This window comes from Roseovarius sp. YIN77 (genome assembly GCF_057219155.1).
The window spans coordinates 63,033-75,435 of sequence record NZ_JBXVVI010000011.1; the positions used below are offsets into that span (position 1 = coordinate 63,033).

Consider the following 12,403-nt stretch of genomic DNA (forward strand, 5'->3'; position numbering starts at 1 on the left):
GCGCGGCAGCCCATACGCCTTGACCCGGCGGCTCAAACGTCAGAGCGCCGGGCATATAATTCGAATAATGATCGCGCTGCGGGTCATCATGATCCGCCTTATAAGCCGGGGAAATCGTGGCGTCCAGAGCACATGGCCAGACGGGATAAAATGCCGCCTTCGCCCCAAGTGACAAAGCCGCTACACTCTGATCGTTGGGTGGTGAAAGAGTACGAATGCAACAGTTGGAAATCGGCATTGCGGGGGCCGGGATTGGTGGATTGTGTGCCGGGTCCGCCATGGCCGACGCGGGACATTCGGTAACCATTTACGATCAGTTCGAAACACCCCGGCCTCTCGGCTCGGGTTTGGTGATTCAGCCCGTTGGGCAGGCGGTTCTGGATCTGGTCGGCGCGGGCGATCAGGCCAGGGCATTCGGGAATCGCATCAATCGTCTGTCAGGGTATGAGGCCAACCATGGACGGAAGGTTTTGTCAGTTGACTATGACCGCGGCAGCAAGTCTGGCCGATATGGGCTGGCCATTCACCGCGCCGCCCTATTTCATTGCCTGATGCGGGCCGCACAAACGTCAGGGGCTCAGATTCAATCCGACCACCAGATTGCAAGAGTCACCAAGGATAAAAAGCGCAGGTTGAATTTTGAGGATGGCAGTCAAAGCCAGCCATTTGACCTGATCATTGATGCCACAGGTGCAAATTCCCCGCTGTCTCCGCTAAAATCTCGCGCCGTTTCCTTTGGAGCCCTATGGGGTACCGTCAACTGGCCGACAGACACCACCTTGCCCAAGGACCAACTTAGCCAATGCTACCGTGCATCAAACAAGATGCTGGGCGTGTTACCTATCGGCCAGATCCCAGACGAGGCAGGTGAAAAAACCGCGATATTCTGGTCTCTGCCTCGCGGCAACATCGATGGATGGAAACAAGGTTACCTTTCACATTGGCAGGGAGAGGCGATTGAGATTTGGCCGGACTTCGCGGATTTTCTGGACGAGATCGACGATCATGATCAAATGACTCCCGCCATCTACAGCCATGGTCACCTGCGCAAGCCTTATCGCAGGGGATTGATCCATATTGGTGATGCCGCCCACCGTGCCAGCCCACAACTGGGCCAAGGGGCCAATATGGCGCTTTTGGATGCTTATGCCCTGTCATTGGCTCTGGAAAACTCCGTCTCCATCCCCGATGCGCAGGTGCTATACCATTCCCTCCGCAAACGACACCTATGGATCTATCAAATGATGAGCTTTTTGTTCACACCGCTCTATCAATCTGACAGCCGCCACCTGCCGCGGATACGCGATCGCATCCTAACGCCCCTGACCACCCTGCCGATCGCACAATCCATTCTGTCACGGATAGTCTGTGGCGATCTGGTATCGCCGATTAAAGGCCGCCAGGCCGGCTAAGCCTAGGACACAGATTGCACACCTAATCCTTGAGGTTTCGGTCGAAACTCCAAAAGGCGAACATCCGATCAGCCACCAACGTTAACCTGTATCGCAATCCCATTTCCAATACCGACGTAATGCCGACGTTACACCGACGCTCCACCGCCACTGAAAATCCCGGTTAACGCGCCCTTGACCAACCCCGTTACAGAGGGCCGCTTGCGCGCAACAAAGGGCAGTGGGCGGCAGACCTCTATCGCCGCGATACCCACCCGAGCGGTCAGGGCGCCATTGACGACACCCTCGCCAAAACGCCTTGAAATCTTTGACACCAAACCGCCCCCCGCGACAGAGCTGATCAGGTCATCACCCACGGCCACGGCCCCTGTGGCCACCAGATGCCCCAGTACCGTGCGTGTCAGCCGCCAGTTTCCCAAAGGCCCGGCCCGACCGCCATAGATTTCCGCAATCCGCCGGATCATGCGCAAATTGGCGATCAACGCTGCCGCCAAATCGGCCAAAGCCAGCGGTACGATCGCCGTAACCGTTGCGACTTGTCGGGCGGCTGCTTTGACCTCATCCTCCGCAGCCCGATCCAGCGGCGTCATAACCTCTTGTTCAAAAAGAGATAACAAAGAGTCTGCGTCCATACAGTCATCTGATAGTTCGCGCCAACGCTGACGCCCCCATGTCAGATCCTTTCGGTCCCGGTAGAGCGTATCGATTTCGCGAACAACGCCTTGCGTTGCGGGCAAATCATTCGCCGCGCGCACAGTCATCGCGCGATCCTTCAGCCGATCCAGACGCCGCATTCTGGACAGGCCAGCCAGTTCTTTCAGCCCATAGATCCCAATGCACAGCACAATCACCCCGCTTAGCCCCAGTGACAGATAGCCCAGCAGTGCATTCCGCGCCAACAATCCGGTCACAAAGTCCCAAGCCCACATGGACACCGAGAGCGATATCAGCCCGACAATGGCAGTCAGAAAGAACCGAAGCAGCACCGAAGGCCTGCGCGATGCAAGCGTGATCGCGCTGCGCATTCCCCGCCCTTCAGGTCGCGCCAAAACCTCTTCCACAACCGGTGCATCCGCTGGCGACGGCATCACCTCATCATCGGAAATATCAAATATTATCGGGCCCTTAGGCTCAGTCATCTTGTCGCCCTCGCCTGCCAGATATATCGGATATCTGGCAGCTTTTCATCATTGCCCGATCCATCTGATCGCTCCGCCTCTACAAACCCGTGTTGATGATAAAACGCCTGTGCTGGCAGGTTCTTTTCAAACACCCACAAGGTCAGATCAACCCGCGCAGCCTGTGCATCACCGATCAACGCCGACCCAACACCACGCCCACGCGCCCCATCCGCAACATAGAGCGAATGGATCATCGCCCCATCACACGCAATAAAACCGCGCACTTGTTCATCTTGAACCACCCGGACCCACCCTTTGCCAATCATCAACCGGGCGAAATCGACTGTTTCCTCAAGACTGTGCAGCTTTGGCATCCAGTGGGTTGAGAGATTCCAGCCGTGCAGAATGGATGCGATGTCCTCAGATTGGATCAGGCTTGCATCTTCAACGCACCACATCAAAGCCGATCCCCCAACAAAAATCTGGCCGCATGATCCAATCGGATATGGGGCGGGCCATCGCCTTGGGCCAATGACAGAACAGGGGGCAAAAATCGCATCACCTGATAATCGGCCTGCAGCCACGATGAACCGCGGTCTTGGGTTTGATCGAAAATCTCGCGCGGGTCCTTGGGCAAGTTGCCGGGGTAATAAACAGCCTGACCACCTCCATCCAGCCGATTGCCGCGCACGCATCCCAGTCGTTCCCCATCACGATCGCGCCACTCTTCAACAGTTGCGCGGAACGACGCTAGGGCCATCGCCTCAACCTCTGCACCCTGAAACTGGGCACGGTCGGCTGCCTCTCGCAACAGGGTGCGGGCAATCGCCACTAATCGAGGATGCTGGCTGTGATGCAGATGATCAGCTTTGGTTGCCGCAAATAGGATCCGGTCAATGCGACGTCCGCGCAGCAATTGACCAAGCCAGCTGTTTTGCCCCGGGCGAAAGGCTTTCAAAATACCCGCCATCGCCTCGCGCATATCGGCCACGGCCGCCGGTCCATCATGGATGGCCCCTAAAACGTCGGCCAATACAATCTGTCGATCAATGCGCGCAAAATGATTACGGAAAAATGGCTTTACCACCTGGGCCTTGTAGGCGTCATAGCGGCGCTCCATTTCCCGCCACAGGGATTGGCGGTTGACCTTGGCCGGGCGCTGCAATGGCGCAAAGCTGACCACTGGCGCACCTTCCAGATCACCCGGCAAAAGAAACCGGCCAGGCCCGCAATTTGAATAGCCCTGCGCCCGCGCAACATGCAGGTGTTCTGTGTAAAGCTTCGAGAGTTTCTGTGCAGCGGCTTCCTCAAATTTTACGCCACTATCAATGCCTTGTACGACCTGCAGATAAGGCTCTGCGCCTTTTCGCAACGCCAAACTGCGCAGTACATTTTCGCACCATTGCCCATAGCTCTGGTCCATGAGTGCCAGATCAAGCAGCCATTCCCCGGGATAATCGACGATGTCCACATGAACCGTTCGCGCGCCAGAGAGTCCCGACAGAACACCGGATGGCTGCACACGCAATGACAATCGCAATTGACTGACTGATCGTGTGCTTTCCGGCCAATGCGGTTTTCGTCCCGTCAGTGCCGCCAGATGGGTTTCATAGTCAAACCGGGGTACCGTATCGTCCGGCTGTGGTTGCAGATAGGCCGCCGTGATCCGGCCTGACGGATCAAGGGCACCCATACGCCCGCGATCCAGCAGATTGGCAACGAGGGATGTGATAAACACCGTTTTTCCGGCTCGTGACAAACCGGTTACGCCCAGCCGGATAGTGGGCTCAAACAGGGCACTCACCCCGTCCCCCATCCGTTCTGTCTGACGTAAAACCAGATCAGCCAAATCACCCATTATCGGCACTCGGAACCCTTTCACATTCTTTCCGCAAAGATAGGCATGCACAGACGCATGTACCAGCCCGCATTGCAAAAGCCCGTGCATCGCGCTATCGGGTCGCATGCCCAGATTTGCGCTTAAAATCGAATATCACGGTGCGCCCTTCTCCGGCTGGCAACGGCAGCGCGAACACCCGTCTGTACAGCAGGCGGTCGAGGAGGCACTGCGAATACTGGAACCCGAAACCGGATCCATTGCCGCCGCCGGGCGGACAGATGCGGGCGTTCACGCCACGGCACAGGTTGCACATTGCGATGTGGAAAAGGACTGGGATCCGTTCAAGCTGGCTGGTGCTCTGAACTATCACCTGCGCCCCAACCCCATTGCAATTATCGAGGCCGCGCGCGTGCCTGATGACTTTCACGCCCGGTTTTCCGCCACGGAACGACGCTATCTGTTTCGCCTGATCAGCCGCCGCGCCCCTGTCACCCACGATCATGGCCTCGTCTGGCAAGTCGCCCACCCGCTGGACACGGACAGAATGCAGGACGCCGCTCAACGCTTGATCGGCCTTCATGATTTCACCACCTTCCGATCGGTGATGTGCCAATCCGCCTCTCCGGTGAAATCACTGGATGAGATCAGGATCGAACGGATCAACATTCCCCACGGGACAGAGCACCGGTTTCACCTGCGTGCGCGTAGTTTTCTGCACAACCAAGTTCGCAGCATTGTCGGCACGCTCGAACGTGTTGGCGCTGGCAGTTGGTCGGCCGATGATGTCACCGCCGCGCTAGAGGCTCGCAATCGCGCCGCCTGCGGACCGGTCTGCCCACCGCAAGGTTTGTATCTGTGTGGCGTCAGCTATCCTGACAATCCGTTCACCGAATAGTCGCTTCGTTTTGTGCAGACACGTCCGCGATCAAATCACGATACATGACGTGCGCGAAACGTCTCGATCTCTGCTTGCGTCGGATAAGTGCCGGTAAATGTCTCAACATAGTCCGGCATTCGTTCGATCCGAAGGTTTTTCGGCTCTTCCAGCATCATCGAAATGTAGCCAACCTGAACAAAATACACAGTAGAGCCGCGTGCATAGGCAGCCTCTGGGTCATACCCGAACCGCACATACATAGCGGCCAAGGCATCCATACGTTTCAGATCCGACGCCCTGACCTGCTTCATCAGATCGTCATCCGCCTTGGCCCAGCTACGGATGGCAAAATCCAGCTTGGCATCAAAAAGATCATCATCCAGCCAGCAATCAAACAAATGGAATATTGCGGCCTCTATGGTCTGTGCTGTTTTTTCGGTTTGTGCGATCAAATTTGCAGTGTTTTTCTGCTGCCACTTGTCAATCAGTGCATCCAGCAACGCCTGACGATCCGCGAAATGCCAGTAAAAACTTGGTCGCGACATTCCCACGGCACGGGCCAGCGGCTGCACGCGTACTGCATCAATGCCTTGCCGGATCAGAATGTCATACGCCGCGTTCAGCCACAGCTCTGCCGATCCACGCCAACCTTTGGGTTTTTCTGTCATGATCATTCCCTACGATCTGACAGGCTGCAGGGCAAGGGCAGTGCGCTTTGCAGGATCAATTCAGCCGTGAAATCATGGTCATGAAGTGATTTTTGACCGCATCTGCATCAACCCGCATCGCGACTTTTGCCAAAGGTCTGTCGGAGGCGGGGTCAACCACGGTTCGCCCGATTTCCGGGCCATCACAAACAACCCGCACCGGCACGTGATCATAACCAAACAAATCGGGCCGCTCACAGGCAATCACCGCGGCAGGATCATGCAGACTGCATCCGTCAAACTTGCCAACGGTTTCATAAAAATGCAGGTAGAAAATACTCATTTCCTTCAGCATTCCACCCAGATCAGGGGCCGACACAGCAAGCGCATCAAAATCATCAGCCGTACAAAGAATTTCATGCGTGACGTCCAGACCAATCATCTCGACCCTTGCACCAGAGGCAAAGAGCACCTCTGCCGAATGGGGATCGTGATAGATATTGGCCTCGGCAAATTCGGTGACATTGCCGCCTTTGATTCCGCCGCCCATGATCACGATCCGCGCGACATTGCGGACAAACTCTAGATCCATCTGGATCGCCTGCGCAATATTGGTCAGGGGGCCGACGGGACACAGCACAAGATCGCCTGCGTGTTCACGCGCCATGCGGATCAGAAATTCCGCTGCAGATTCATCGATTGGCTGGCCTTTGGGGGTTTCAGCCGGAATATCACCGAACCCCTCTTCCCCATGCACATGGGTGGATGGCGTAATCGGTGGCAGCGCCATTGGCTGCGCCGCGCCCTGCGCCACCGGGATATCCAACCCGGCTGCCTCGATCAATCGCAACGCGTTGCGCGTGGCGGTTTCAACCGTCACATTACCAAAAATCGTGGTCAGGCCCAAAATCTCGATATCAGGTGACACGGCAGCGTGAAAAATCGCCATTGCATCGTCAATGCCCGGATCGGTATCTATGATCAGTTTTACCATGGCTAGATATCAGGCGTTGAAGAGGAAGTGCAAAACGTCACCATCTTTGACCAGATAGCTTTTGCCCTCCACCCGCATTTTGCCGGCCTCTTTTGATCCCTGTTCGCCATTATTGGCGACAAAATCATCATAGGCGATGGTTTCAGCCCGGATAAATCCACGTTCAAAATCCGTATGGATCACACCGGCGGCTTGCGGGGCCAACATGCCCTGCCGAATGGTCCAGGCACGCGCTTCTTTCGGGCCGACGGTAAAATAGGTTTGCAGGTGCAACAGATCATAACCCGCTTTGATCAGGCGATCCAAACCCGCTTCTTCCAGCCCCATTTCGCCCAGAAACATTTCGGCCTCTTCATCATCCAGCTGGCTGATTTCCTCTTCGATTTGGGCAGAGATTACCACATGTGCAGCGCCCTGTTTTGCGGCCATTTCGACCACTTTGGCGGAATGCTCATTGCCTTCTGCTGCTGATCCTTCATCTACATTACAGACATAGAGGATTGGCTTGGTGGTCAAGAGTTGCAAACCCTTCCAGGTCTTCTTGTCATCCTCGGCAACCTCGACCACACGGGCGGGGCGCCCCTCTTCCAGCACAGCCTTTGCCTCGCGCAGCAAACGATCCTGATCTTTGGCTTCCTTGTCGCCGCCCTTCAATTTGCGCACCAGATTTTGCAAGCGCTTTTCGATGGATTCCAGATCGGCCAGCATCAGTTCAGTCTCGATGGTTTCGGCATCCGCCACCGGATCCACGCGGCCGTCGACATGGGTCACGTCACCATCTTCAAAGCAGCGCAACACATGGGCGATGGCATCGACCTCGCGAATGTTGGCCAAAAACTGGTTGCCCAGCCCCTCGCCTTTGGATGCGCCCTTCACCAGACCTGCGATATCGACAAAGGTCATCCGCGTCGGGATGGTCTGCTTTGATTTGGCGATCTCTGCCAATGTATGCAACCGAGCATCTGGAACAGCGACCTCGCCCACATTGGGTTCAATCGTGCAAAACGGGAAGTTTGCCGCCTGTGCCGCGGCGGTTTTTGTCAATGCGTTGAACAAGGTCGATTTGCCCACATTCGGCAATCCGACAATCCCCATTTTGAAACCCATCTCGCGCTCCTGTCACATACAGCCCAACAATCGCGCAGCTTCTATGCCGGGACGCGCCTAGGCGCAAGGTCAGCAATCAACGACAATCCACACTGCAGGCATTGATTTTCCCGTAAAGTTTCTGCACATCGGGACATACTCTACCCAAAGGGATGCCCATGACTCGTATCAACGCCAAATTCGCCGATCTGAATTCACAGGGCAAAAAGGCCTTTGTCGCCTATGTCATGGCAGGGGATCCGGATTTCGACACGTCACTGAAGCTGGTCAAGGGCCTGCCGGGTGCCGGAGTTGATGTAATCGAACTGGGTCTTCCGTTTACCGATCCGATGGCCGATGGCCCGACGATCCAGCTGGCCGGACAGCGCGCGTTAGAGGCTGGCATGACCTTGCCACGCACTCTGGAACTGGCGACCGAATTTCGCAAGACCGATGATACCACCCCGATTGTGCTGATGGGATACTACAACCCAATCTACAGCCGTGGGGTGGAGCGGTTTTTGGAAGAGGCCAAAGCCGCCGGCATCGATGGTCTGATTATCGTTGACCTGCCACCGGAGGAAGACGAAGAACTGTGCATCCCGGCGCAAAAAGCGGGACTAAACTTCATCCGCCTCGCCACACCCACCACCGATGACAGACGCCTACCCAAAGTGCTTCAAAACACCTCGGGCTTTGTCTATTACGTCTCGATCACCGGGATCACTGGCGCGGCAGAGGCCGAAGCCGGTGATGTCGGCCCCGAAGTTGCACGGATCAAATCCGCGACTGATCTGCCCGTGATCGTGGGCTTTGGCATCAACACGCCGGAAAAATCACAAGCCATCGCAAGCATCGCTGATGGGGCTGTTGTGGGATCAGCCATCGTCAAGCAAATCGGCGAAGGTCGCCCTGTGGGGGATGTGTTGAGCTTTGTCAAATCTCTGTCAGACGGGGCGCATCGGGCGTAATCTGGTCAAGAGCCGATTGCCCTACGTCACCTGAAACACAAAAATCTGAGCGCCCAGATCCGGCTCTGACAAAAGATAGGGGCGGAAGATGGGTGAATGCTCAACCTCCCGCCACCTTCCATCCCCTGTCAGGGAATCAATCTTGGCCTTATGCCCCTGTTCCTCATAGGTTTCCGGCCGCACATTCAGGATGACATGCCCACCCGGGCGTGTGACACGCGCAAACTCTTCAAGACAATTGGATGGTGCATGACCCGGTCCAAGCGAGCCGAAACATGTAACTGCGGCGTAGCTTTCATCTGGCTCCGGCAAGGGCTGGCCTAAATCATGTTCGTAAAACCGCGCATATACACCCAGAGTTTCCGCACGCGCCATCATGGCCGGGGAGATGTCGGTTCCGATGATCTGGGTGTACCCCAGAATAGACATCGCCTCTCCGACCAGGCCTGTACCACAGCCGGCATCCAGGATTTGTCCAGCACCCGAGGCCACATGGCGTGCAACGAATGCCGCCCCCAGTTGCGGCAGGCGAAACCCGCCAGAGATATTTTCGGCATCATAATTGCTGGCCCAATCCTGATAAGTCTGCCGGATCGCATCCGCGTCTTCTGCGCCATAAACGTGGTCTAAGCTCTCGGTCATATCAGATCTCCAGCCTCTCTTGGTTCAATCCCAAAGATCGATGCATGGTCGCCTCAATCAGGACGCCGCCGTTAGCAATGTTGCCGCCTTTTTCGACTCGACCAGATGATGGTTCAGCCGTTCTGCCAGCCGCGTGTTTTCCACCATCAGGGCCTGACAGATTTCATGTTCCAACCGATTACGAAGAACCGCCAAAACTTGCACGGCCTCTTCGACCTGTTTTGATTTCACCTTGACCATGTCGTAATTCCTAAAGCAATAACCGTATTCGCGGCCCCTTGCTATTCAGGCTATCCGACCCAACCCAGATCAATCCATTGACATAACGTGGGTGGATCGTTGAATCTCTGCGTAGTCCAAGGGGAAATGGCGTGACGCATTGGGTATTGGATCAGACGGACGGAACCCTGTCGTCGGGCTCTGCCACGGCACGGCTGACCCCAAAATCTGCCGCCGTTCTGGCCTGTTTGATCCAACACTCAAGTCAGGTCGTCCCTCGTGCGCAAATTCTGGACGAAGTCTGGGGTGATATTCATGTCAGCCCAGATCTGGTGCGTGAATATATCCACGAATTGCGCCGTGCCCTTGGCGATGACGCCCGTGCGCCACGATATATTGAAACGGTCGGGCGACAGGGATTTCGCCTGATTGGCCCTGTTGCGGCTAGGGCGGACAGCGCTTTGCCAAACTCCTCTCCAGGGCGCCGCAAGCCTGATCCGATGCCGGAAGTAAACTATTGCAGCTCGCATGACGGGGCCAAGATCGCCCATGCGATCTCTGGCAAGGGTTATCCGCTTCTGTTTTCCGGAAGTTGGATGACCCATCTGGAACTGGACTGGGACAGCCCCTCTTATGGGGATTACCTGCGCCATCTCTCGGATCGATTTCAGGTCATCCGCTATGACCAACGTGGCAATGGCCTGTCGCAATGGCACGATCTGGCACTGGATTTTGAGCCGATGGTCGATGACATGGAAGTGGTCATGGATGCTTACGGCTTTGATAAAGTTGCCATTCTGGGCATGTCCCAAGGGGCGTCGGTCTCCATCGCCTATGCTATCCGTCATCCAGATCGGGTCTCGCACCTGATCCTGAATGGCGGTTATGCGCGCGGGCGCAAACAACGGGACAACCCCGCCGATCATGCGCAAAGTGACGCATTGGTCAGTCTGATCCGAAACAGTTGGGGCAATGAAAACCCCGCCATCCGCCAGACCCTGACCACGCTTTTCATGCCCGATGCCACACAGGCGCAAATGCAATGGTTCAACGAGTTTCAGCGTCAATGCGGCCCGGCAGAAAACATTGCCCGTTTCCGGTCGTTGTTTGATGACCTGAACGTTGCGCACTTACTGACACAGGTCACTGTACCAACCCTGGTGATCCACAGCGACCGTGACAGCGTCGCCCCAATTTCCGAAGGACACCTGCTGGCCAATGCCATCCCAGATGCAACGTTCGAGATGCTGAACAGTCCAAATCACATGATGTTCGCGCATGAACCCGATTTCGAAAAACTGATTTCCGGGATCACGGAGTTTGTACACGGCAGGTAATACGGCGTTGCTATTGCACTTATTGCAAGTATTGGTAAAATAATATTACCAATATACGAGATTCCTTATGCCAATCATCACCGAGATCAATGATTTAAAGCGGCTGTATCAGCGACGCGTGCCAAAGATGTTCTATGACTACGCCGAATCCGGCAGTTGGTCGGAACAGACCTTTCGCGAAAACAGCTCTGATTTCGACAGGCTCTATTTCAAACAGCGCGTCGCCGTAGACATGACCAACCGTTCCACCGCCTGCAAAATGGTCGGGCAGAATTATGCCATGCCCGTTGCCTTGGCCCCGGTCGGGCTGACCGGCATGCAATGCGCGGATGGGGAAATCAAGGCCGCCAGGGCCGCGGAAAAATTTGGAGTGCCCTATACGCTCTCCACCCTGTCGATCTGTTCAATCGAGGATGTGGCAGAGAACACGGAAAAACCGTTTTGGTTTCAGATCTACACTCTGAAGGATGATGAATTCATGACCCGGCTTTTCGCGCGGGCCAAGGAAGCCAATTGTTCAGCGCTGGTCATCACCGTTGATCTGCAAATCCTCGGCCAGCGGCACAAGGACATCAAAAACGGCATGTCTGCCCCACCCAAGCTGACCGTCCCCAATATGCTCAACATGGCGACCAAGGTGCGTTGGGGGCTGGCAATGCTGGGCACCAAGCGGCGCGAATTTCGTAATGTGATCGGTCATGCCAAGGGTGTAAGCGACCCGGGATCTTTGACATCCTGGTTTGCAGAGGCCATGGATCACGCCCTGAACTGGGACCGCATTCGCGAGTTTCGCCGCATGTGGGATGGCCCACTGATCATCAAGGGCATTATGGACCCGCGCGACGCGGTGGAGGCCCTGAATGTGGGCGCTGATGCGATTGTCGTCTCTAACCATGGCGGGCGACAGTTGGACGGCGCGCTTAGTTCGATCCGCGCCCTGCCCGCGATCATAGATGCGGTAGGCGACAAGATAGAGGTGCATTTGGACAGCGGGATCAGGTCCGGCCAAGACGTGTTGAAAGCCACCGCCATGGGGGCCAAGGGCGCCATGATTGGCCGTGCCTTTGTCTACGGCCTTGGCGCGATGGGGGAGGCCGGCGTCAGCGCAGCCTTAAACGTCATCCACAAAGAACTGGATACCTCCATGGCCTTATGCGGACATCGCGATATCAACCAGGTTGATCGCGATATCTTACTGGTTCCCAAAGGGTTTTCCGGGGAATGAGAATAAGAAAACCCGGGCGTTTCCACCCGGGT

At 56.0% G+C, this 12,403-nt stretch carries 13 protein-coding genes; 5 read left to right on the plus strand and 8 right to left on the minus strand.

The genetic code is table 11. The features are described 5' to 3' along the window. The first annotated feature begins 215 nt into the window (after positions 1-215). Positions 216-1,412: an FAD-dependent oxidoreductase gene (locus AC2D8P_RS10865; protein ID WP_484702674.1), complete on the plus strand. Its 1,197-nt coding sequence runs from the start codon at positions 216-218 to the stop codon at positions 1,410-1,412. Between the two features lie 128 nt (positions 1,413-1,540). Here AC2D8P_RS10865 and AC2D8P_RS10870 read toward each other — a convergent pair whose 3' ends face one another. The 3 genes from AC2D8P_RS10870 to AC2D8P_RS10880 are packed head-to-tail and all read right to left on the minus strand — an operon-like array spanning position 1,541 to position 4,391. Next, positions 1,541-2,551 (minus strand): YcjF family protein, encoded by a 1,011-nt coding sequence (locus AC2D8P_RS10870; RefSeq protein ID WP_484702675.1) that lies wholly within the window; start codon positions 2,549-2,551, stop codon positions 1,541-1,543. Then, complete coding sequence (locus AC2D8P_RS10875; RefSeq protein WP_484702676.1) at positions 2,548-2,991, minus strand: GNAT family N-acetyltransferase; 444 nt, start codon at positions 2,989-2,991, stop codon at positions 2,548-2,550. The genes AC2D8P_RS10870 and AC2D8P_RS10875 overlap by 4 nt, the downstream gene beginning before the upstream one ends. Beyond that, a complete protein-coding gene (locus AC2D8P_RS10880) occupies positions 2,991-4,391 on the minus strand; it encodes a YcjX family GTP-binding protein (protein WP_484702738.1) in 1,401 nt (466 codons plus the stop codon). The genes AC2D8P_RS10875 and AC2D8P_RS10880 overlap by 1 nt, the downstream gene beginning before the upstream one ends. Positions 4,392-4,497: 106 nt before the next feature. On the opposite strand from AC2D8P_RS10880, the gene truA reads away from it, so the two are divergent. Further along, positions 4,498-5,268, plus strand: coding sequence for a tRNA pseudouridine(38-40) synthase TruA (gene truA / locus AC2D8P_RS10885; RefSeq protein ID WP_484702677.1), 771 nt, complete (start codon positions 4,498-4,500; stop codon positions 5,266-5,268). Positions 5,269-5,303: 35 nt separating this feature from the next. Here the strand turns inward: truA and AC2D8P_RS10890 are convergent, their stop codons facing one another. From AC2D8P_RS10890 to ychF, 3 genes are read right to left on the minus strand one after another with little or no spacing between them, the layout of a single operon-like run. After that, positions 5,304-5,918, minus strand: coding sequence for a TetR/AcrR family transcriptional regulator (locus AC2D8P_RS10890; RefSeq protein WP_484702678.1), 615 nt, complete (start codon positions 5,916-5,918; stop codon positions 5,304-5,306). Positions 5,919-5,973: 55 nt separating this feature from the next. Beyond that, a complete protein-coding gene (locus tag AC2D8P_RS10895) occupies positions 5,974-6,891 on the minus strand; it encodes a nucleoside hydrolase (RefSeq protein WP_484702679.1) in 918 nt (305 codons plus the stop codon). A gap of 9 nt (positions 6,892-6,900) precedes the next feature. Continuing rightward, the gene (gene ychF, locus AC2D8P_RS10900; protein WP_484702681.1) at positions 6,901-7,998 is read right to left on the minus strand and encodes a redox-regulated ATPase YchF; all 1,098 of its coding nucleotides are present in this window, start codon (positions 7,996-7,998) and stop codon (positions 6,901-6,903) included. A gap of 158 nt (positions 7,999-8,156) precedes the next feature. Here ychF and trpA point away from each other — a divergent pair, with 158 nt between their 5' ends. Continuing rightward, positions 8,157-8,948 carry a tryptophan synthase subunit alpha gene (gene trpA, locus AC2D8P_RS10905; RefSeq protein ID WP_484702683.1) on the plus strand — a complete coding sequence of 264 codons (792 nt, stop codon included), beginning with the start codon at positions 8,157-8,159 and terminating at the stop codon, positions 8,946-8,948. A gap of 21 nt (positions 8,949-8,969) precedes the next feature. Here the strand turns inward: trpA and AC2D8P_RS10910 are convergent, their stop codons facing one another. After that, a complete protein-coding gene (locus tag AC2D8P_RS10910; RefSeq protein WP_484702685.1) occupies positions 8,970-9,590 on the minus strand; it encodes a class I SAM-dependent DNA methyltransferase in 621 nt (206 codons plus the stop codon). Positions 9,591-9,647: 57 nt separating this feature from the next. Further along, positions 9,648-9,830: a hypothetical protein gene (locus AC2D8P_RS10915; RefSeq protein ID WP_484702686.1), complete on the minus strand. Its 183-nt coding sequence runs from the start codon at positions 9,828-9,830 to the stop codon at positions 9,648-9,650. Positions 9,831-9,961: 131 nt separating this feature from the next. Between AC2D8P_RS10915 and AC2D8P_RS10920 the strand changes: the two genes are divergently transcribed. Both AC2D8P_RS10920 and AC2D8P_RS10925 read left to right on the plus strand, forming a co-directional pair. Further along, on the plus strand, positions 9,962-11,146 hold the full coding sequence (locus AC2D8P_RS10920; RefSeq protein WP_484702688.1) for an alpha/beta hydrolase: 1,185 nt from the start codon (positions 9,962-9,964) through the stop codon (positions 11,144-11,146). Between the two features lie 67 nt (positions 11,147-11,213). Beyond that, complete coding sequence (locus AC2D8P_RS10925) at positions 11,214-12,371, plus strand: alpha-hydroxy acid oxidase (RefSeq protein WP_484702690.1); 1,158 nt, start codon at positions 11,214-11,216, stop codon at positions 12,369-12,371. Positions 12,372-12,403 lie beyond the last annotated feature (32 nt).